This window comes from Faecalibacterium hominis (ex Afrizal et al. 2022), from assembly GCF_049545105.1.
Taxonomy (GTDB): Bacteria; Bacillota; Clostridia; order Oscillospirales; family Ruminococcaceae; genus Faecalibacterium; species Faecalibacterium duncaniae.
The window spans coordinates 966,031-986,761 of sequence record NZ_CP186860.1 but is presented as its reverse complement, the minus strand read 5'-3'; the positions used below and the strand labels follow the sequence as shown (position 1 = coordinate 986,761).

Below are 20,731 nucleotides of genomic sequence, written 5' to 3'. Positions count from 1 at the left end.
TTTTCTGGGCCCAGTGTACCAGCCCGGCAGGGTGAAAAAGCGCACATTTCATCCAAGACTTGAATTTACTTCACAAAAGCGCTATCATAAGGGTGTGCCATCATGGTGGATGGCCGGAAAGTATATAAGAGAGAAATAAGAGAAAGGGGAAATTCGCGCATGAACTATACCCATGCAGAAGTAGCGTCGCTGGATCCGCAGACCATGCGGACGCTGTGTGAAGAGTATCTGGCAAACAACTACATCGACCCGGAGACGAGCGAACGTCTCGGTGTCAAGCGCGGCCTGCGCAACCCGGATGGCACCGGTGTGCTGGCAGGCCTGACCAATGTCTGTGACGTTGTGGGCTACAAAAAGGATCAGGAAGGGCATGTCATTCCCATTCCGGGCCGTCTGATCTATCGCGGTGTGGACATCAACGAGATCGTGAACGAGGCTTACCGCAATGACCGCTTTGTGTTTGAAGAGGTCATCTGGCTGCTGCTGTTCGGCAGCCTGCCCACCCAGGAGCAGCTGGACGATTTCTGTGAGCTGCTGGCAGAGCACCGCGCCCTGCCCGATGGCTTTATGGATACCATGAATGCTCCTTCGCCCAATATTATGAACAAGATGCAGCGGTGTGTGCTGGGCCTGTATTCCTATGACGAGCATGCCGAGGATCTGACGCTGGAGAATATCCTGAACCAGAGCATCAACCTGATCGCCAGTATGCCCACCATGATGGTGAACGCTTACCAGATGAAGCGCCGCTATTATGACAAGCAGAGTATGTTCTTCCACATGCCCAAGCCCGGCCAGAGCACCGCGGAGCACATCCTGAGCACCTACCGCCCGGACCAGAAGTTCACCCACGAGGAAGCCAAGCTGCTGGATATGTGCCTGCTGGTCCACGCCGACCACGGCGGCGGCAACTGCTCCACCTTCACCGCCCGTGTGCTGTCCTCCTCGGGCACCGATACCTACTCGGCCATTGCAGCCGCCATTGGCGCGCTGAAGGGCCCCAAGCACGGCGGTGCCAACCTGATGGTCAACCGTCAGCTGCAGGATATCCTCAAGCATGTGGAGCATCCGGAGGACGACGACGAGGTGCGCGAGTATCTACGCCGCATCTTGCGCAAGCAGGCGGGCGACGGCTCCGGCCTGATCTACGGTATGGGCCATGCGGTCTATACCATGAGCGACCCCCGTGAGGTCATCCTGAAGGAGCGCGCCAAGCACCTGGCCTACGAGAAGGGCTTTGAGGAAGAGTACAACATGCTGTGCAGCATCGAGCGGCTGGCTCCCGATATCTTTGCCGAGGAGAAGGGCAGCAGCAAGCCGGTGTGCGCCAATGTGGACCTGTTCAGCGGCCTGATCTACAACATGCTGGGCATCTCTGAGGATATCTACACCCCGCTGTTCGCCATTGCCCGTGTGCCAGGTTGGTGCGCACACCGGGTGGAGGAAGTCATTTTTGCCAACCGGATCATCCGGCCCGCCTATAAGTATCTGGGCGTGCGCCAGAAATATAAACCGATCGAGGAACGCTGATGAACGCTTTATTTGTGCTGATTTTCACCTGTGGTGGTGCCCTTGCCATTGGGCGCGGGCTTGATCTTGCCCTGTGGACGGACTGGAACACCGGCCTGTGTACGGCGGGCTCTGTCTGGCTGCGGTACGGCGGCCTGTGGGCGGCACTGGTCGTTGGCATCATTGCCGCCCGGAAGCTGGCCCGCCAGCCCCTTGTTCTGCGCAGTGCCTGCAAACCGGTGGGAGTTACATCGGTGCTGGGCGGCGTGTGTGTCGGCCTGGCCGGTGCGGTGCGTCTGGCGGTGGGCATGACCGGCGTTGGCGCGCTGGTGCGTGCCGTGCTGGAGCTGGTGTGCGCTGTCTGGCTGATCCGGCTGGGCCGCAGCTGGACGCATAAGGGAGAATACCGTCTGCCCGGCCGGAGCATGACCCCGGCGGTGCTTGGCACGGCGGTGTTCTACTGGGGGGTGCTGAGCCGCTTTATGGAGAACAGCTCCAGCTGGCACCGGGTGGAGCCGACTGCCATGGTCTGGCAGATGCTGGCCGCGCTGGTGTTTCTTTCGGCGATGGTCCGCGCCCTCTGGCTGCCGGAAACGTCCAACGGCTGCCAGCTGTGCGAGGCCGGGATCTGCACGTTCCTGCTCTGCTTCTGCTGGGAACTGCCCCGGGTGCTGGTGCTGCTGTTTCACGGCATCACGGCGGCTGACCTGCCCGAGGTGCTGTTTGGCTTTGGCATGTGCTGCATCGGCGCGCTGGGCCTGTTCACTGTGGCGCGGGTGGCAGGAAGTGACGAAAGGCCTGCAATACCCCGACACGCCGTTGGTTGAATTGCTGAAAAGATTCCCAGAAAAGCTGTGAAAATCGTTCAAAAACAAAAAAGTGTGAAATTACCTTGTTAATTTTTTGGCGGACACTTGAAGGTTTCCGCGATTTGGTCTATAATAAAGCTACCGTGATTATTATCCGATAAAAGGGTAAGAACATTTAGGAGGTACTATTAACATGGCTGTTAGAGTTGCTATCAATGGTTTTGGTCGTATTGGCCGTCTGGCTTTCCGTCAGATGTTTGATGCTGAGGGTTACGAGGTCGTTGCAATCAACGATCTGACCAGCCCCAAGATGCTGGCTCACCTGCTGAAGTACGATACCGCTCAGGGTTCCTTCTGCGGCAAGATCGGCGAAGGCAAGCACACTGTCGAGGCTACCGAGGATTCCATCATCGTCGACGGCAAGGAGATCAAGATCTATGCTGTTAAGGACGCAAAGGATGCTCCTTGGGGCGAACTGAACGTTGATGTCGTTCTGGAGTGCACCGGCTTCTACACCAGCAAGGAGAAGAGCATGGCTCACATCCAGGCTGGCGCAAAGAAGGTCGTTATCTCTGCTCCCGCAGGCAACGACCTGAAGACCATCGTCTTCTCCGTCAACGAGAAGACCCTGACCGCTGAGGATCAGGTCATCTCTGCTGCTTCCTGCACCACCAACTGCCTGGCTCCCATGGCTGATACCCTGAACAAGACCTACCCCATCGTTTCCGGCATCATGACCACTGTTCATGCTTACACCGGCGACCAGATGATCCTGGATGGTCCTCAGCGCAAGGGCGACCTGCGCCGTGCTCGTGCTGGCGCACAGAACATCGTTCCCAACAGCACCGGCGCTGCTAAGGCTATCGGCCTGGTCATCCCCGAGCTGAACGGCAAGCTGATCGGCTCTGCTCAGCGTGTGCCCGTTCCCACCGGTTCTACCACCATCCTGGTTGCCGTTGTCAAGGGCAAGGATGTCACCAAGGAGTCCATCAATGCTGCTATGAAGGCTGCTACCTCTGAGTCCTTCGGTTACAACGAGGATCCGATCGTTTCTTCCGATGTCATCGGCATGCGTTACGGCTCTCTGTTCGACGCTACCCAGACCATGGTCGCTAAGATCGACGACGACACCTATCAGGTTCAGGTCGTGTCCTGGTACGACAACGAGAACTCCTACACCTCTCAGATGGTTCGTACCATTAAGTACTTCGCTGAGAACTGCTAATCACAGCTCTACGCTCAAAAGTGCTTGAGGTGTTGTGCTGAGTAACAGCATGTTTTAACCTTTCTGGTACGAACATGCTGTGATTGGTACGACAACAGGATAATGAGTTCAACACCCTTCCTTTTGCGGGTTTCCGTGAGAGGAAGGGTGTTTTTTATGTGTTTGAAAGATCTCCGCGATGAATTTCTGTATTATGTTACTGTTCGACACCGGGATGCGCTGTAATGAGATGATCCTGATGGAGCCGGAAGACATCAAACCGGACTATATTCTGGTCAAGCAATGACGCAAGAAATTATTTTGCTTGTCTTATATATAGAACATAGAATATGCTATAATGTCTTATATGATAGACAAAATGAGCAGTGGGAGAAACTACTACAAACAACGATCTGCTGAAGAAAATTGCTGCAACCGTGACCGAACCGCACCACCATATCATCGTGACCTACGAGGAAGATTCTGACATTGAGGTAGACGGTGTTGCAATCTCGGTCGTTCCTCTGGTTGATTTTTTACTGACAACGTGAGATTCCTGCGACCACAACCGTATGAACCACATGATTCATGAAGCAAAACCCCGGTGGTGCGGATCACCAGCATCCGGGGAGGAGTTAAAAAGCTGGTAAGGGACACTGACCCGGTAGAATGAGATAGTTGTTCCATCTCCCCAGACCGAATTAGAATCTAGCAGCAAAAGGCCTCTGCCTTTCACAGAAATGTGATGGACAGGGGCCTTTTAGCGTAAAAAAAAAAAGCCTGACCCATGCAAAAGAGCACAAATCAGGCTGACAATGGATATGAAATTCTAAAATTCACTTAGAAAAGAGAGTACGCGTTGCAGGGAAAGCCGAGCAGATCGTTCGGTGAGCTATTGGATCTCTTGCTCCAGTTCATCGAACAGCGCACAGGAAAAGAACTGACCAAGCGTGATATCAAGACCATCACAGAGCTTTTTAATGGTGGCGATGGACACACGCTGACGGGATTGGTCGAGCATACTGTATACCGTAGATGGTGTTACACTGGCACGGGTCGCTAACTCGTTGGGGCGTATCCTACGCTGGTCGCAGAGTTGTTCAAAGCGTTTGGCAACGGCATCTTTTACAGTCATGATGAAGTTCACCTCAATAGGATGGTACAGAAGTTCGTGCAGTTTTGCGTGCGCAGCTGCGTATATCACGAAAGTATTTTATGCTGTAGAGAATACATGGCTGCGTAACGACAAAGAATATATTTAGCAAAAAGTATCCTCCACATGGAAAATGGAGGGCCATGAGCGAAATATAACGTTATTCCATTAGACTTGGCGTTTTCCTACCCCTCATTGACACCTGATGGGAAAATATCCGATTCATCTCCCGGCGCTTCCGGGTCAGGTCAGAGTGCACATAGCGCTGCAAGGTGATGTTGGCGTTGGCGTGTCCCAACAATTCGCTGAGGGTCTTTACATCGCACCTCGCCTGCAGGCAGGTCGTTGCAAAGGTGTGGCGCAGTGCGTGCGGGCGCACTTGACGGACAGTCGCCTGCTTCAGATACGCTTTGATGCTTTTCCGATAGCAGCGAGGTTCGGTTGGCTTGGACTCGCTGCCGGACAGGAACCATGCAGCATTGCTGGCGCTTCCGCGCAGCTTTTTCAGCAAAATAAGCAGTTGCTTTGGAAGTGGAATTTCCCGGCGGGAGGTGCGGGTTTTGGGGGTCTGGATGACCACCTTTGTATGGCCGTTTCCACAGGAAATTCTGCAGACCGTCCGATTGATGTTCAGCGTGCCGAGTTTCAGGTCAAAATCGCCCCATTGCAGGCCGCAGATCTCACCAATTCGAAGCCCCAATTCCAGCCCCAGTAGTAAGCCGATTTTGCGAGGCGTGGGGTTCGCCTGTACATATTGATGAAGTCGCTGCTGTTCCGCCGGGGAGAGAGGCGCAGAAATTTTGTCGATGGCTTTTGGCAGCGCAACTTCCAGCTCCATTGGACGAATCAAACGTAAATGAGCGGCATATTTGCAGATACGTCGCAGCATCGAGAGGCATTCCCGGGCAGAGGAGTTTCCCAGTGGCTTGTGTGCCGCATCTGTGGGCGTGATGATTTGCTGCATGGCCTGTTCCAGAAAGCTTTCCTCAAGGGATGCAACGGGCACCTTGCTCAAAACCGGAAGAAGATATTTGTGCAGCGTGTATGAATAATGCGCATAGGTGGATTCTTTTATAGCGTTTTTCAGGGAGCACAGCCACACCTCGGACAGTACTTCAAAGGTCAGGTCGGTTTGATTCAGGTTGTAGAACCCCGCCTCCGCTTTTCTCTGGATTAGTACCCGTTTGACCTCCGCATAGGCCGTTCCGTAAACGTAACCCCACTGGATCTTCCCCTCCGGTGTGCGCGCCTTGATGTACCTGCCTTCCCACCGACCGTCCTTACGCTTGCGAATGTTTTCTCCCCGTCGCGCCATCGCTGTTTCCTCCTGCTGTTTAGACTCTCATCTGACCCCTTATTTTCTCAATCCTCGTTTACAGCTGGAATTATTATACAGAACTGGGCATGACACAAAAACAGTCCGGCCTTCGCGATGTTTTTCAGGGTCAAATGTGATACATTTATGATGATTTCTATTGAATCCCAGATATAACCATGATAAAATAAGATGAGATTATAGACAACGATGTCAAAGGAACGGTATCCTCCATTTTCCATGTGAAGGATACCCCTGAATTGCGGAAAGGGGTGAACAAGGTGGCATTGCGTCTGTTTGAGCACAACGAGAAAGCATATCATGCGGCTGTCCGGATGATGGAGCAGTATGGCAAGGCCGCCATTGTCCACCCCACCGGCACCGGAAAGAGCTACATTGCGTTCAAGCTGATCGAGGACAACCCGGAGAAGGTCGTGATCTGGCTTTCGCCCAGTGAATATATCTTCAAGACACAGCTGGAGAGCCTGAAAAGGAACGACCCGGATTTTCCGCTGGCGAACGTCCATTTTTACACCTATGCGAAGCTGATGTGCTGTACCGAAAGCCAGCTTGCAGAAATCGCAGGACTTCAGCCATCTTATATCATATTGGACGAATTCCACCGTTGGCGAACGTCCATTTTTACACCTATGCGAAGCTGATGTGCTGTACCGAAAGCCAGCTTGCAGAAATCGCAGGACTTCAGCCATCTTATATCATATTGGACGAATTCCACCGTGCCGGCGCGGAATGCTGGGGCGAAAGCACGGTGGCTTTGTTAAAGTTATGCCCGGAGGCAAAACTGCTGGGCTTAACAGCGACAAACATCCGGTATCTGGATAATAACCGTGATATGGCCGAAGAGCTTTTTGATGGCCGTGTTGCGAGCGACATGACCCTTGGCGAAGCAATCGTCAGGGGTATTTTGCCTGCTCCGAACTATGTGACCACCGTCTATCAGTACCAGAAAGACTTGGCACGCTATCAGACAAGAGTGGATAATCTGCGTTCTCCCGGCATTCAGGATGTGAATCAAAAATATCTGGATGCCCTGCGCCGCGCCTTGGAACAAGCAGATGGATTAGACAAGGTTTTTGAACATCATATCACGAACAAGTCTGGAAAGTACATCGTGTTCTGCGCCAACAAGGAGCACATGGACGAGATGGTGTCCCATGTGCCGGAGTGGTTTGCAAAGGTGAATGCGGAAGTGGCGGTCTACGAAGCCTACTCGGATGACCCCGGTACAGACAAGGCTTTTGCCGACTTCAAGGCCGATGAAAGTGACCGCCTGAAGCTGCTATTTTGCATCGACATGCTCAACGAGGGAGTTCATGTAGAAGGCATTTCAGGTGTCATCCTGTTCCGGCCCACCATTTCACCCATCATCTACAAGCAGCAGATTGGACGCGCTTTGACCGCTGGGGAAAATTCTACACCGCTTATCCTCGATGTGGTCAACAACTTCGAGGGTCTGTGCAGCATTGCTGGGTTACAGGGCGAGATGCAGGAGGCAATCTACCGCCTGAATGCCAACGGTGAGGGCGATAGGATCATCACCGAGCGGTTCGAGGTCATCGAGCAGGTACACGACTGCCGGGTGCTGTTCGAGCAGCTGCAGGCAAGTCTTTCGTCCAGTTGGGAGCACTACTTCTCCGAAGCAAGCATCTACTATGTGGAGCACGGCGACCTGAATATTCCAAAACGTTATACCACACCGGCGGGATTGAGCCTTGGCGAGTGGCTGACGACCCAGCGCCGTGTTCGTGCGGGACAGATTCCGGGGAACCTGACCGAGCAACAGGTTGCACGGCTGGACAGTATCGGGATGGAGTGGGGCAACCGCAACGATGCCGCATGGGAGCACGGCCTGGAAGAAGCGCGAAAATTTCGGGAACAGTTTGGGAATTTGCAGGTCCCGGCGAAATACAAAACGAAAAATGACTATCCTCTGGGAAAGTGGATCAACAATGCGCGGAAACGCCGAAGCGATGGAAAGCTGACGGAAGAACGCATTCGACAACTGGATCAGTTGGGAATGACATGGAGCGTATTTGATGCCAAATGGGAACAGGGATATGCACTTGCTATGAGTTATGCCGCCGAACACGGCAACTTGAATGTTCCTGTCAATTACACGACTGAAGAGGGCGAAAAGCTGGGTGCGTGGATTTTGAACCAGAGGGCAGCATATACAAAAGAAATGCTTTCCCAAGACCAAATCGGTCGTCTGGAAGAAATAGGAATCTATTGGGGAAACCGTAATGATCGCCAGTGGAACGAGGTCTATGGTGCCGCCAAGCGTTATTTTGAGGCAAATGGAAACCTTGATGTCCCGGTGGCCTATGTTTCACCGGAGGGCTATGCTCTTGGAAAATGGGTGCGGCGGCAGCAGTATGCGTATCGAAAACCAGAGAAAAGCAATGCAATCTTATCACAAGAGCGCATTGAGTTGCTGGATGCCATCGGAATGCAGTGGGAGAAACCGGACTCGTGGCAGCACCGGTACGAACTGGCGCAGGAATATAAAAAGCAATATGGAAATCTGGAGATTCCGGCGAAATATAAGACTGCGGATGGCATCTGGCTTGGCCGGTGGATATACAACCAGAAGCGGTTGCTGCAAGGCGAGCCTGAAAAGTTGAGCGAAGAACAAAAGAAAAAGCTAAAGGAGTTATTGGGGTATTATGTCAAAATTTCAGCATGATGTGATGTTGAAGATCGTAAAAATCATCGATTTGGTAATGATCACAATTCCGTTTGCACTTTGTTGGGAGCTGTATTATTCGTATCAGGTCTATGCAAAGTTTGGTTGGAAGGGCAACTGGGCCATGATCGGTCTGTTTGCGGTGTTGTTCTTTCTGTTAGGTAAAGTCTATGATGCGTTCTGGATGTCTTTGCAGCGCATTTCAGAGCTGATCTACGGACAAGTACTGGCAGCCATGGCAACCGATGGCATTCTGTACATTGTCATCTGCCTGATGGCCCGGCGGCTCTGCAATCTTCTGCCGGGCATCGCAGCGATTGCCGGACAGATCCTGATGGCCTCAATCTGGGCGAAGTTGGCGCATGGATGGTACTTTAATACATTCCAGGCCCAGCCGACTGCAGTCGTTTATGATGTTCGTCATGGATTGGAAAAGCTCATCAATGAGTACGGTCTTTCAAAAAAATACGATGTCAAGATGACCTTGAACGTTGAGGAATGCCTGAACGACCTGAGCCTGCTGGATGGAATGCAGAGCGTGTTCATCAGCGGTGTCCACAGCCATGAGCGCAATATCATCCTGAAATACTGTGTGGGACAGGGCATCAATGTGTTTGTGATCCCTCGTGTGGGTGATGTGATTATGAGCGGTGCTCAGCCGATGCATATGTTCCATCTGCCCATGCTGCGTGTGGGTCGCTATATGGCAAGCCCGGAATTTCTCTTTGTGAAACGGGCAATGGACATTGTGATCTCACTGGCAGCACTGGTTATCCTGAGTCCGTTGTTTCTGATTACGGCTATTGCCGTCAAGTCCGATGGTGGTCCGGCTTTTTACAAGCAGGTTCGCCTTACCAAAGACGGCAAACCGTTCGAGATCCTGAAGTTCCGTTCTATGCGAGTGGATGCTGAAAAGGATGGTGTAGCACGCCTTTCCACCGGTGATAAAGATGACCGCATCACGAAGGTGGGCCACGTCATTCGTGCCTGCCGTCTGGACGAGCTGCCCCAGCTTCTCAATATCTTGAAGGGTGATTTGTCTATTGTAGGCCCTCGTCCGGAGCGCCCGGAGATCGCCGCCCAGTATTGTGAGGAGATGCCGGAGTTTGCGCTGCGCTTGCAGGCTAAGGCTGGTCTGACCGGTTATGCACAGGTATACGGAAAATACAATACGACACCGTATGATAAGCTGCAGATGGATCTGATGTACATTGCGCATCCCAGTTTGATTGAGGATCTGAAGATCATGCTGGCAACGGTGAAGATTTTGTTTATGCCGGAGAGCACGGAAGGCGTGGCAGAGGGTGCGACTACGGCGATGGGGCAGAAAAAGTGTGAGGAGAGCAGCAAATGAAAAAAGCAGTCATGTTGATCAACGATACGACCTATGCATTTAATTTGCGTGGTGCTGTTATCGAGAAGTTGGTTGATGAAGATTTTGAAGTGGTAATTGTCGGTCAGCTGTTGAAGCATCAGGATAGACTAAAGGCAATGGGTGCCAAGTTGATTGGCGTTGAAACTGGCCGTCATGGCACCAATCCTATCTCGGATCTGCAGTTGATGCATGCCTACAAGAAAATTCTGAAAGCTGAAAAGCCTGATGTTGTTCTTACATATAATATCAAGCCGAATGTGTACGGTGGTATGGCGTGCCAGCAGTTAAAGATTCCGTATCTTCCGAATGTAACCGGTCTTGGTACTCCGGTGGAAAATCCCGGTCCTTTGCAGGCACTGACGACCCGGCTTTACAAGATGGGCGTGGCTGGTGCAAGCTGTATTTTTTTCCAGAACAGCGAAAATCAGCGCTTCTTTGAAACACACAAGATGATGCCGAAGCATGCGAAGATCCGGTTGCTGCCGGGTTCCGGCGTAGATCTGGAGAGCCATCCGGCGTTCCCGTATCCGGAAGGCGAGACGGTGCATTTCCAGTTTACATCCCGAATCTTGAAGGAAAAGGGAATCGACCTGTATCTTGCTGCGGCCAAACGAATCCATGCGGAGTACCCCAACACAGTGTTCCATATCTGCGGCGGTTGTGACGATCCTGCCTATGAAGAGATCTTGAAGCAGGCACAGAAAGCTGGAGATGTGGTCTATCATGGCCAGCAGAAGGATATGATTCCATTCCTGAAACAGGCGAGCTGCATCGTGCATCCGTCCTACTATCCAGAGGGAATGAGCAACGTGCTCTTGGAGGGTGCGGCCAGTGCCCGACCCATCATTGCCACAGACCGTGCAGGCTGCCGGGAAACAGTGGAAGATGGAGTGACCGGATTCCTGATTCCCATTCAGGATGAGGAAGCTCTAGTCCATGCGCTGGAACGGTTTATGCAGATGACACCGGAGCAGCGGAAAGCCATGGGGCTGGCCGGTCGTGTAAAGATGGAACGGGAGTTCGACCGAAAAATCGTGGTAAAAGCTTACTTGGAAGAGATTCAAGCGTTGGAGGGGAACGATGAATAAATACATCAAGGCGGTGTTTTGTGCCCCGCTTGCAGGAATCAAGTATGCCATCCTGAAGATTGAGAATGGTGGACGGTTCCATGCTGCCTTTCCGGCAATTATGTCGCCGATGACTGAAGTCACCGTAGATGGAAAATCCGAACTGCGCATTGCGAAAAAGTTGAAAATGCATAATGGCGCAAAGATCCGCGTTCGCAAAGGCGGAAAACTGGAAATTGGCAAAAACTTTGGAATGAGCAATGGCTGTGTTGTTACTGCCTACGACCATATTAAAATCGGTGACAATGTGATGCTTGGTCCCAATGTTCTGATTTATGATCAAGATCATGATTATCAGGCTGAGGGAGGCGTTTCAGCTATGAAATTCAAAACTGCACCGATTACGATTGGTAACAATGTCTGGATCGGTGCCAATGCCTTGATTCTCCGGGGAACAACGATTGGGGATAATACTGTCGTCGGGGGAGGAACAGTCGTCAAAGGGGACTTCCCGGCAAACAGCGTGATTATTCAAAAACGGACAACGGAGGTTCGGCAGCAGCATAATGGAATCAATCAGAGTATTACATAATATCGCAAGTCTTCACTTTGGCGGGTCACAGGCATTTGTGATGAATATTTATAACAACATTGACCGAGAAAAGGTTCAATTTGATTTTGTTGTTACGCCAGAGGAAAGGAAAGATTTATACAGTCAGGTGGAACAAATGGGAGGACGAATTTTTGTCTGCCCAAAGTATACTGGGAAAAACCATTTTGCATACTGTAAGTGGTGGGATGATTTCTTTACGGAACATCCGGAATATCATGTGATTCATGGACATGTGCGGAGTACGGCATCTATCTATCTGAAAATTGCAAAAAAGCATGGACTGGTAACAATTGCACACAGCCATAGCACCTCAAACGGAAGTGGCATTTCTGCTATCGTGAAGGATATGTTGCGACTTCCAATTCGGCATACAGCGGATTATTTGTTTGCTTGCTCCGACAAAGCAGGCAAATGGTTGTATGGAGAAAAGGCTACGGAACAGCCGAATTACCGGATGATTCCAAATGGCGTAGATTTGAGGCGCTTTGCGTTTTGTGAGGAAAAGCGGCAGCAGATGCGTCAGGATCTTGGAATTGCCGAAGATACTTTTGTTCTGGGACACATCGGGCGGTTCACAGTTCCCAAGAATCATCAATTCTTGATGGAGTTGTTCGCAGAGTACCACGAAGAGAACCCCAATAGCAAATTGCTCTTGGTAGGTGATGGCGAGTTGTTCGAAACGGTGCAGCAGCAATGCACGCAGCTTGGAATCAGCGATTCGGTTATTATGGTCGGCAGTAAAACCAACACCGAGGATTATTACCAAGTCATGGACGTATTTGTGTTTCCATCCTTGTGGGAGGGACTTCCGGTTTCTGTAGTAGAGGCTCAGGCAAACGGTCTTCACTGCCTCCTTTCTGATGTGATAACGCACGATGTTGACTTGACAGACCAAGTGAAGTATCTTGCATTGGCTAATAAAAAGGTATGGCTTTGTGAGGTTGCGAATCTTCAGAGAAAACATCGAATTGCTGCCACAGCAGAGAATATGGCGAAGCTACAATCGTTTGATGCAACAGTGGTTGCAAAGCAACTTCAAGGTTTTTATCTGGAACAGGATGAAAGGGCAAGAAAATGAGTCAATATATATTGCGCCTGGACGATGCCTCCGATTATATGGATGTTAAAAAGTGGCAGCGGATGGAGGAACTTTTAGACCAGTATGGAATTAAGCCGTTGGTCGGAGTTATTCCGGACAATCTGGATTCATCTCTTACCGATACGTATGAACAAGACCCTGAATTCTGGGATAAGACTGCACGCTGGAAAGAAAAAGGCTGGGAGCTGGCACTTCATGGTTGCTATCACAAGTACACGACCAAGGAAGGTGGCATCAACCCGGTAAACCAAAGAAGTGAATTTGCAGGTGTCCCACTGGACAAGCAGAAAGAAATGATTCGGCACGGTGTTGATGTTTTGAAAGGCCATGATATTGAGCCGAAAGTGTTTTTTGCTCCTTCACATACATTTGATGAAAATACACTGGTGGCTTTGAAGGAAGAATCCGATATTCGAATCATCAGCGATACTATTGCAAATGATGTGTATTTTGAAAACAACTTCTATTTTATTCCGCAACAGTCTGGGCGGGTAAGAAAGCTACCGTTTAAAATGGTGACGTTTTGCTATCATCCCAATATGATGAAAGATGATGATTTTGATGTTCTTGAACGGTTTCTCAAAAAAAACGCCGAGAGTTTTAGAATATCGATTACTGTAGGCAAAAAAAGAGGGCGGAATCTGTTGGACAGGGCTTTACGGGAACTGTATTTCCTGAGAAGATGACACATAGCTTGTCAGATGGAGCTTATTATGGATATGGACAAAAACAAAATAGATTGCATACACGTTGCCGTGATTGGAGGGGCTCATCATAATACACTCGGCGTGATTCGATCTTTAGGTGAGCAGGGTATCAAAAAAGAAAATATACATGTGCTCCTAATCGGAGACCATATTACAAATAGAAACATTATTTCTACCAGTAAATACGTGTTAGCACGGAATGTCAGTCACAATGAGTCTTGCGAAAAAATAGTCATGTGGTTAAGAAAACTGGCGGAGGATGGGAAAAAAAGGGTGGTTGTGTGCTGCTCTGATGGAGCCTCTGAGGTAGTAATATCAAATAAGCAAGAGCTATCGGACAACTTTTATTTACCATCGAGTAAAATTGACATTAGTCAGTTAATGGAAAAAAATGTGCAAGATGCAGTTGCAATAAGTTGTGGACTTCATGTTCCTCAAAGCACCGTTATTACACAGGGAAACGATTTTAGATGGAATCGGTTTCCGTGTATAACAAAGCCCTTAAAAAGCGTTATTGGTGCGGGGAAATGCGATATTTGCATTGCGTCTTCTTATAGTGAATTGGAATCCATACTTGGGAAAATTGAAGCCAAAGAAGTTCAAATTCAGGAGTTCATTTTAAAGAAAATGGAATTCCAGTTGATTGGATGCTCCCTAGATGGTGGAGAGACGATTATTATCCCCGGGTACACGAGGATTTTGCGGCAGCCACGCAATACAAACACGGGTTATCTAGAGTATTCGCCGATTGAAGGTCTTGATTATGATTCAGAAGCAGTTCATGAATTCATAAGAAAGATAGGTTATAGCGGCTTATTTAGTGTTGAGTTCATTCGTGATGAAAATAATAAGGATTATTTTCTTGAAATTAATATGCGCAACGATGGAAACGCCTACTGTGTAAAGAGTGCTGGCGTAAACCTTCCGTTTATATGGTGCTACTATTCGGTGTTTGGACAACTACCGAAGTTGCCAATGACTTTTAGCAACTCAATTCGATTTATTCCGGATTTTAATGACTTAAAGGTCGCACTGTCACAAAAAAAGACCTTGGAGTGGTTTGCTGATTTTGCTAAAGCTGATTCGCATTCTATTTTCAATTCAAAGGATATTGGACCTTTTTTTGTCGAAATCGAGAATCAAATAAAGAGACATATTTAACAGTTTGATTGTAAAAAATATACGAATATTCACAAGAGAGAATAGACATGAGTAAGATTGTATTTTATGTAAATGCTATAAATGGCGGCGGCGCAGAGCGTGTCATGGTGAACTTGGCAAAATATTTTTCTGAAAATGGATACGACACTACTTTGGTCACGTCTTTCCGGGATACATGGGAGTATCCGCTTGCGGCGACTGTAAGACGGCTTACGCTGGAAGAAGTGGAGATCAAGCAATCCAGAATAAAAAGAAATTTTAGCAGAATCAAGAAATTGAGAGATTTATGCAAATCTGAGAAGCCCGACATACTTGTTTCTTTTATGGAAGAGCCGAATTTTCGTACAATATTAGCGACAAGAGGATTGCCTGTAAAAACACTGGTTTCTGTTCGGAATGATCCTAACAAGGAATATGCAGGAAAAATAGGGCAGTTTGTAGGCAAAGTGTTGCTTCCGATGGCGGATGGCTGTGTGTTCCAGACAAGCGATGCACAAAAGTGGTTTCCGGAGCGCTTACAGAAAAAATCACGAATCATCTATAACGCCGTTAAGGAAGAGTTTTACCAAGTGGAGCGCACACCAGTACGAGGTGAGATTGTTACCTGCGGTCGCCTGACGGAGCAGAAAAATCATAAGTTGCTGATAGACGCATTTGCGGAGGTGCAGAAAATCTATCCCTTTGCAACACTAAAAATTTATGGAGAAGGCGTACTTCGGGAAAAGCTCCAGAATCAGATCGAGTCACTGAATCTTAATGAAAAAGTTTTTCTGATGGGAGCCACCAATGATGTAGCAAAAGCGCTCCAAACGGCAGATTTGTTTGTGCTTTCTTCTGATTATGAGGGAATGCCCAATGCACTGATGGAGGCGATGGCGGCTGGCGTACCGTGTATCTCTACGGATTGTCCTTGTGGAGGACCAAGGGAGCTATTTGGAGAGGATGCTTCCGATAAACTGGTTCCGTGCAATGATTCTGCGCAACTGGCGGAAGCGATTTGTAAAGTTCTAGAAACCACTAAAGATGGCATGACGGAAAAAAGGCATGCCGAAACATTTAAGCCAGACAGGGTTAATCAAATGTGGAAAGATTATGTCCACAATATAATTTGTTTATCTAGATGAGATCAAGAGGGCTACAATGTGAAAAAATCGTTACGAGGAAATGATAATGGAAAATAAAAGAACTGGCTTAAAAAAAATTGTCGGAACAGTTCTGATTTTGTTTTTTTCGATGTATACATGCAGGAGCCTTTATCTGGCATTCGATAAAGACAGTTACTCGCCAATATATGCGTTTCTTTCGCTAAGCATTGCAAGACTATGTGTGCCGCTTGGATGTCTGTTTTTATTGTGTGAACGAAAAGTAAAGCAATATGATTTGGCATTGGTGATACTGCCTTTATCATACTGGTTGATGCAAATGGTACACACTTACGGCAGCTATCAGGACGGTGGAGAACTTACCTTCCTCACGTCCGTAATATTTGTTCTTTTACCAACAAGAGTAAAGAAACAAATATTTCAATGTGTCTATCAAATTATCCAGCTTAATAATATCATATCTATTATTTTATGGATTGATTTTTTTCTATTTAATCGTGCCGGATTTCAAAGAGTTCTTTTTTATGCTCAAAATGGTTTGGAAACAGCATATTACTACAAATTTGGCATATTTGCAATTTATACCTATGGTGATCACACTTATCGGTTGTGCGGAATATTCAATGAACCTGGTGCGTTGGGAACTGCATGCGCTTTACTTTTTATCTGTACATTTAGCAAAACCAAATGGTGGGAAAAACTTCTTCTTCTTACGGCAGGAGTGCTCACCGTTTCATTTGCTTTTGCACTGCTGATTTTAGGATTCGTGGCTGTTTATCTTTGTCAAAAAAAGCCTTCCAATATTATTTATATTATAGGTATTATTTTGATGGTTTTTCTCGTGTTGCCAAACATAGATTTTCATAATAATGCGATAAATGAGCTTGTGGGTAGATTTGCCATCACAAAGTCTGGATTGGCAGGGGACAATCGAACGAACAGTGTATTTGATGCAGAATATGCAGAATTTTCAAATTCCATCTATTATTGGTTTGGAATGGGAAGCGGAGCGGTATTGGCTTCCGGCGTAGCAAGCTATAAAAGTTGTTTCATGGTTCCATTTGGAATTGTAGGAACAAGTTGGTTGTTGGGCAGTTGGCTGTTTGCAGCATTAAAATGTAGCAAACAAGATAAAATGTGTTTGATCTACGTAATGCTCTTCTTTGTATCCTTGTATCAAAGGCCGTATGCTATCATATCAATTTGGGGATATATTTTTCTTTTTGGCGGAATCGAGTGGCTGAAAGATTCAACGAATAATATTGTGGGTGAAACCTAATGATTGAAATTTTACGCTTTATGGTTTATAGCATAAAATATGGGAGGTAAATATATTAATGAAAATCAGTAAAGCTTTATACCAAGCAATAACAGACCGTAAGATAAGGTTTTCCTATCTAACAAAATTGGGTGTTTTCAACGGCCTGTCAGATGAGCAGTATTTGAAGTTAAAATATAAAAATGTATTCGGCAGAGATCTTGATTTGGAAAATCCAAAGACGTTCAACGAAAAACTCCAATGGCTCAAGTTGCACGACCGCAAGCCTGAATATACCGTAATGGCAGATAAATATTTAGCTAAAAAGTATGTTGCTTCCAAAATTGGTGATGAGTACGTTGTTCCATTAATAGGTGTATGGGATAACCCGGAGGATATTGATTTTAATACGCTGCCGGACCAGTTTGTGTTGAAATGCAATCACAATTCTGGAACAGGGATGTATATCTGTGTAGATAAAAGCAAAATGAATATCGTGGCAGTAAAAAAAGAACTAGATAAAGGTCTAAAGGAAAATTACTATATTCAAAATCGAGAGTGGCCATATAAAAATATTCCGAGAAAAATTATAGCGGAAAAATTTTTGAAAGATGTAGATGATGAATGTCTTACAGATTATAAATTTTTCTGTTTTAATGGAAAACCGGAAATAGTTTATATTTCAAAAGATAATGCTGTAGATGCTAGAACGGATTTCTTCGATATGGATTTTAATCACTTGAATATACATATGAAGGATCCAAATGCAGATGTTCCTCCCTCTAAACCACAAGAATTTGAAAAAATGAAGGAGATTGCGACAATTCTTTCAAAAGGAATCCCTCATGTTCGAATTGATTTATATGACATTTTAGGAAGGATATATGTTGGTGAAATGACATTTTACCATAATGGTGGGTTTGGACCTGTATCGCCGGATGAATGGAATTATAAACTTGGTCAAATGATAACTTTACCAACAATGGAGAAGGAAACGCTATGATAAGGGTAGTACATTTCATTCACGGCCTGAATATGGGAGGTGCAGAGACATTAGTAAAAAACTATGCACTTCTGCTGGACAAGTCAAAATTTAATGTGACTGTTCTATGCTATACACGTTGTGACTCCCCTTATGAAACGATTCTGCAGCAGAACAATATTCCTGTTGTCTATCTTTGCGATGAAATGCCTTTTTATGAAAAAACGGGCTTGATTGCGAAACTAGTAAATCGTTTTCAACGGTATTGGTTGGTTCGTCGGGAATTGCAGCAGTTGGATCCAGATATTGTTCATTTTCATTTGTCATTAAGTGATTACGTTAGATTTTCAGGACTCAAAAAGAGTGTAAAGCTATTTTATACACAACATTTCAGCGCAGAGGTTTGGAAATCAGAAAACGCGAGTGATATTCAAAATCTAAAATGGTTAATGAAGCATTATCAGGTTCAGCCGATAGCATTGAATGCTTCGATGTGTGATAGTATGAACAAGATACTCCAGACAGATAATACAAAGATATTAAACAATGGAGTGGATTTGTCTAAATACAGTAGACAATATGACCGTGACAAGAAACGTATGGATTTGAATATCCCACAGAATGCTTTTTTGGTTGTTCATGTTGGAAGATTTAATTCTGTCAAGAATCATGAATTTCTTATAGATGTTTTCAAACAGATAAAAGAACAAAGAGCCGAGGCGTTTCTTCTTATGATTGGAAAAGGAGAAACGGAACAGCGGGTTGAGAAAAAAATAAAGGCCGAAGGGCTTGATGATTCCTATAAAATTCTCCATGATCGGACGGATATTGCAGAGATTTTACAAGCAAGCGATGCAGCTGTATTTCCATCATTTTCAGAAGGTCTAGGCATTGCAGTAATTGAAATGCAGGCAGCAGGCTTACCATGTGTTGCATCTACGGGCGTGCCAGATAATGCTTGCATCTCGAATAAATTACAGTTCTTGAGTCTTGAGTTGAGTGCGAGGGAATGGGCGAGAAAATTGCTTGAAATGTGCGAGGATACAACACCGATTCAATATTCAGGCATCGAGGAATGGGATATTCGGCATAATGTGAAGCAGCTAGAAAAAATGTATGAGGGAGAAGATTAAATGGCAGAAAATAGAACCCAAAAAGTGATTTTGAACTCTGCTGTTACGTTATCGTGTCAAATTGTTTATCTTGTTGTTAGCTTTGTATGTCGGACAATTTTTACTAAAAACTTAGGTGCTGAATATCTTGGAATTAGTGGACTTTTTTCCAATATTCTTACGATTCTGAGCTTTGCCGAACTGGGAATCGGGAGTGCATTGGTTTATCGCATGTATAAGCCATTGGCTACAAATGATCAAGAGAAGCTGCGCGAATACATACAGCTTTATAAACAAATCTATCGTATAATCACGTTCGTAATCCTTTTGGCTGGTTTGGCATTTGTTCCGTTTATTCCATCCATTATCATTGCGCCAAATGTAAAAGAAAATGTGACCCTCCTTTATATTTTATATTTAGCACAGACATTAGTGACTTACGTATTTGTTTACAAAAAGTCTATTCTTATTGCCGATCAAAAAAGCTATATCGTAAACATCTGTACGCAGATGTTTAACCTCGGAATGAACATAGCGCAGTGTGTTTTTCTCGTTGTTACACATAATTTTGTCATATATTGCATCCTGAACATTGTTTTTAATCTTGCAAACAACATTGTATGCTCGTACTATGCTGATAAGCAGTATCCATATCTGAGGAAAGCCTCTAACCTAAAATTGAGTTCGGAGGAAATCAAAAACCTTTTCAAAGATGTTAAAGGACTTCTGCTCACTAAAATTGCAAGCACAGCATTTAGTGGAACTGATAACATCTTCATTTCTACTTTTATTGGTATTAGATATGTAGGAATACTGTCAAATTATACGGTATTAAGCAGTATTGTAAACAGCGTATTAAATCAGATCTTTGATGCCATAACAGCATCCATTGGCAATCTTGTAGTAACCGATGAAAAAAGCAGGGCGGAAAGTGTTCTAAAAAAACTATTTTTTCTGAACACTTCGCTATATGGATATCTATGTCTCGGAATGCTAATTTTACTGCGGGAATTTGTGACACAGATTTGGCTGGATTCTGAATATGATTTGCCACAAGTCGTTATTATGCTCATCCTGTTCGAGCTGTTTCTTCGTAGCATCCACTATCCATTATATATGACCAGAAGTGCTATGGGATGCTTTTCTGAGTATAAAGTGGTGTTTGCCGTAGCTGCAGTCCTGAATATTGCGCTGGATTATGTCCTTGTCCGGCCAATGGGAATTGCAGGGCTTTATATCGCAACCATTATCTGCCGGAGTATTACTTATTTTACAGATGCATGGGTTGTGTATCATCAACAGTTAAACCGCTCGGTCTGGAATTATCTATATCTGATCCTTAAATGGATTGTCTTTTTGGCCGGTTGCGGTTTTGTTATGACAAAAATCGTGGCGTTGATCACAATCTCCGGATTCACAGGCTTTATTCTGCGTGGATTGACAATTTCTATTATCTATGCACTTTTACACTTTCTGACATTTTCACATTGTGAAGAGTTTAAATATTATCTGAACATTGTAGGTCACATTGTTTACAGAATCAAGAGGAAAAATTGA

Annotated in this window: 18 protein-coding genes; 16 read left to right on the top strand and 2 right to left on the bottom strand. The window is 46.4% G+C overall.

What is annotated here, in order from left to right:
• Nucleotides 1–159 precede the first annotated feature (159 nt).
• The 3 genes from ACKXGA_RS04715 to gap all read left to right on the top strand — a co-directional run bounded on the left by ACKXGA_RS04715 (nt 160) and on the right by gap (nt 3,543).
• Nucleotides 160–1,530 (top strand): citrate synthase, encoded by a 1,371-nt coding sequence (locus ACKXGA_RS04715; RefSeq protein ID WP_005931146.1) that lies wholly within the window; start codon nt 160–162, stop codon nt 1,528–1,530.
• The gene (locus tag ACKXGA_RS04710) at nt 1,530–2,336 is read left to right on the top strand and encodes a hypothetical protein (RefSeq protein ID WP_423730198.1); all 807 of its coding nucleotides are present in this window, start codon (nt 1,530–1,532) and stop codon (nt 2,334–2,336) included. Before ACKXGA_RS04715 ends, ACKXGA_RS04710 begins: the two co-directional genes overlap by 1 nt.
• A gap of 175 nt (nt 2,337–2,511) precedes the next feature.
• Nucleotides 2,512–3,543 carry a type I glyceraldehyde-3-phosphate dehydrogenase gene (gap, locus tag ACKXGA_RS04705; protein ID WP_005931138.1) on the top strand — a complete coding sequence of 344 codons (1,032 nt, stop codon included), beginning with the start codon at nt 2,512–2,514 and terminating at the stop codon, nt 3,541–3,543.
• Nucleotides 3,544–4,414: 871 nt separating this feature from the next.
• Here gap and ACKXGA_RS04700 read toward each other — a convergent pair.
• Together ACKXGA_RS04700 and ACKXGA_RS04695 are read right to left on the bottom strand one after the other, a co-directional pair.
• Nucleotides 4,415–4,657: a helix-turn-helix domain-containing protein gene (locus tag ACKXGA_RS04700; protein ID WP_156073141.1), complete on the bottom strand. Its 243-nt coding sequence runs from the start codon at nt 4,655–4,657 to the stop codon at nt 4,415–4,417.
• Nucleotides 4,658–4,835: 178 nt separating this feature from the next.
• Nucleotides 4,836–5,990 (bottom strand): tyrosine-type recombinase/integrase, encoded by a 1,155-nt coding sequence (locus ACKXGA_RS04695; RefSeq protein ID WP_423730197.1) that lies wholly within the window; start codon nt 5,988–5,990, stop codon nt 4,836–4,838.
• Nucleotides 5,991–6,271: 281 nt separating this feature from the next.
• Here ACKXGA_RS04695 and ACKXGA_RS04690 point away from each other — a divergent pair, with 281 nt between their 5' ends.
• The 13 genes from ACKXGA_RS04690 to ACKXGA_RS04630 are packed head-to-tail and all read left to right on the top strand — an operon-like array spanning nt 6,272 to nt 20,731.
• Nucleotides 6,272–6,652, top strand: coding sequence for a DEAD/DEAH box helicase family protein (locus ACKXGA_RS04690; RefSeq protein ID WP_423730196.1), 381 nt, complete (start codon nt 6,272–6,274; stop codon nt 6,650–6,652).
• Nucleotides 6,616–8,697: a Helicase associated domain protein gene (locus ACKXGA_RS04685; protein WP_423730195.1), complete on the top strand. Its 2,082-nt coding sequence runs from the start codon at nt 6,616–6,618 to the stop codon at nt 8,695–8,697. Before ACKXGA_RS04690 ends, ACKXGA_RS04685 begins: the two co-directional genes overlap by 37 nt.
• The gene (locus ACKXGA_RS04680; RefSeq protein ID WP_423730194.1) at nt 8,678–10,051 is read left to right on the top strand and encodes a sugar transferase; all 1,374 of its coding nucleotides are present in this window, start codon (nt 8,678–8,680) and stop codon (nt 10,049–10,051) included. Before ACKXGA_RS04685 ends, ACKXGA_RS04680 begins: the two co-directional genes overlap by 20 nt.
• Nucleotides 10,048–11,160, top strand: coding sequence for a glycosyltransferase family 4 protein (locus ACKXGA_RS04675; protein ID WP_423730193.1), 1,113 nt, complete (start codon nt 10,048–10,050; stop codon nt 11,158–11,160). The genes ACKXGA_RS04680 and ACKXGA_RS04675 overlap by 4 nt, the downstream gene beginning before the upstream one ends.
• The gene (locus ACKXGA_RS04670; RefSeq protein WP_423730192.1) at nt 11,153–11,731 is read left to right on the top strand and encodes an acyltransferase; all 579 of its coding nucleotides are present in this window, start codon (nt 11,153–11,155) and stop codon (nt 11,729–11,731) included. The genes ACKXGA_RS04675 and ACKXGA_RS04670 overlap by 8 nt, the downstream gene beginning before the upstream one ends.
• Nucleotides 11,706–12,830: a glycosyltransferase family 1 protein gene (locus tag ACKXGA_RS04665; protein ID WP_423730191.1), complete on the top strand. Its 1,125-nt coding sequence runs from the start codon at nt 11,706–11,708 to the stop codon at nt 12,828–12,830. The genes ACKXGA_RS04670 and ACKXGA_RS04665 overlap by 26 nt, the downstream gene beginning before the upstream one ends.
• Nucleotides 12,827–13,537, top strand: a complete 711-nt coding sequence (locus ACKXGA_RS04660; RefSeq protein ID WP_117476019.1) for a DUF2334 domain-containing protein — start codon at nt 12,827–12,829, stop codon at nt 13,535–13,537. Before ACKXGA_RS04665 ends, ACKXGA_RS04660 begins: the two co-directional genes overlap by 4 nt.
• Nucleotides 13,538–13,564: 27 nt before the next feature.
• The gene (locus tag ACKXGA_RS04655; protein WP_423730190.1) at nt 13,565–14,719 is read left to right on the top strand and encodes a hypothetical protein; all 1,155 of its coding nucleotides are present in this window, start codon (nt 13,565–13,567) and stop codon (nt 14,717–14,719) included.
• A 47-nt stretch (nt 14,720–14,766) separates the two neighbouring features.
• Nucleotides 14,767–15,843 (top strand): glycosyltransferase, encoded by a 1,077-nt coding sequence (locus ACKXGA_RS04650; RefSeq protein WP_117476021.1) that lies wholly within the window; start codon nt 14,767–14,769, stop codon nt 15,841–15,843.
• Between the two features lie 46 nt (nt 15,844–15,889).
• Nucleotides 15,890–17,101 carry a hypothetical protein gene (locus tag ACKXGA_RS04645; protein ID WP_117476022.1) on the top strand — a complete coding sequence of 404 codons (1,212 nt, stop codon included), beginning with the start codon at nt 15,890–15,892 and terminating at the stop codon, nt 17,099–17,101.
• A 58-nt stretch (nt 17,102–17,159) separates the two neighbouring features.
• On the top strand, nt 17,160–18,083 hold the full coding sequence (locus ACKXGA_RS04640; protein ID WP_117476023.1) for an ATP-grasp fold amidoligase family protein: 924 nt from the start codon (nt 17,160–17,162) through the stop codon (nt 18,081–18,083).
• The gene (locus ACKXGA_RS04635) at nt 18,080–19,195 is read left to right on the top strand and encodes a glycosyltransferase (protein WP_117476024.1); all 1,116 of its coding nucleotides are present in this window, start codon (nt 18,080–18,082) and stop codon (nt 19,193–19,195) included. Before ACKXGA_RS04640 ends, ACKXGA_RS04635 begins: the two co-directional genes overlap by 4 nt.
• On the top strand, nt 19,196–20,731 hold the full coding sequence (locus ACKXGA_RS04630) for a lipopolysaccharide biosynthesis protein (RefSeq protein ID WP_117476025.1): 1,536 nt from the start codon (nt 19,196–19,198) through the stop codon (nt 20,729–20,731).

Bases quoted from the DNA above. Each gene is read 5' to 3' on its own strand.
- ACKXGA_RS04630 (WP_117476025.1), top strand. From the start codon at position 19,196: ATGGCAGAAAATAGAACCCAAAAAGTGATTTTGAACTCTGCTGTTACG.
- ACKXGA_RS04700 (WP_156073141.1), bottom strand. From the start codon at position 4,657: ATGACTGTAAAAGATGCCGTTGCCAAACGCTTTGAACAACTCTGCGAC.
- ACKXGA_RS04710 (WP_423730198.1), top strand. From the start codon at position 1,530: ATGAACGCTTTATTTGTGCTGATTTTCACCTGTGGTGGTGCCCTTGCC.
- ACKXGA_RS04675 (WP_423730193.1), top strand. From the start codon at position 10,048: ATGAAAAAAGCAGTCATGTTGATCAACGATACGACCTATGCATTTAAT.
- ACKXGA_RS04640 (WP_117476023.1), top strand. From the start codon at position 17,160: ATGAAAATCAGTAAAGCTTTATACCAAGCAATAACAGACCGTAAGATA.
- ACKXGA_RS04695 (WP_423730197.1), bottom strand. From the start codon at position 5,990: ATGGCGCGACGGGGAGAAAACATTCGCAAGCGTAAGGACGGTCGGTGG.
- ACKXGA_RS04660 (WP_117476019.1), top strand. From the start codon at position 12,827: ATGAGTCAATATATATTGCGCCTGGACGATGCCTCCGATTATATGGAT.
- ACKXGA_RS04645 (WP_117476022.1), top strand. From the start codon at position 15,890: ATGGAAAATAAAAGAACTGGCTTAAAAAAAATTGTCGGAACAGTTCTG.
- ACKXGA_RS04715 (WP_005931146.1), top strand. From the start codon at position 160: ATGAACTATACCCATGCAGAAGTAGCGTCGCTGGATCCGCAGACCATG.
- gap (WP_005931138.1), top strand. From the start codon at position 2,512: ATGGCTGTTAGAGTTGCTATCAATGGTTTTGGTCGTATTGGCCGTCTG.
- ACKXGA_RS04650 (WP_117476021.1), top strand. From the start codon at position 14,767: ATGAGTAAGATTGTATTTTATGTAAATGCTATAAATGGCGGCGGCGCA.
- ACKXGA_RS04665 (WP_423730191.1), top strand. From the start codon at position 11,706: ATGGAATCAATCAGAGTATTACATAATATCGCAAGTCTTCACTTTGGC.
- ACKXGA_RS04680 (WP_423730194.1), top strand. From the start codon at position 8,678: ATGTCAAAATTTCAGCATGATGTGATGTTGAAGATCGTAAAAATCATC.
- ACKXGA_RS04655 (WP_423730190.1), top strand. From the start codon at position 13,565: ATGGATATGGACAAAAACAAAATAGATTGCATACACGTTGCCGTGATT.
- ACKXGA_RS04635 (WP_117476024.1), top strand. From the start codon at position 18,080: ATGATAAGGGTAGTACATTTCATTCACGGCCTGAATATGGGAGGTGCA.
- ACKXGA_RS04670 (WP_423730192.1), top strand. From the start codon at position 11,153: ATGAATAAATACATCAAGGCGGTGTTTTGTGCCCCGCTTGCAGGAATC.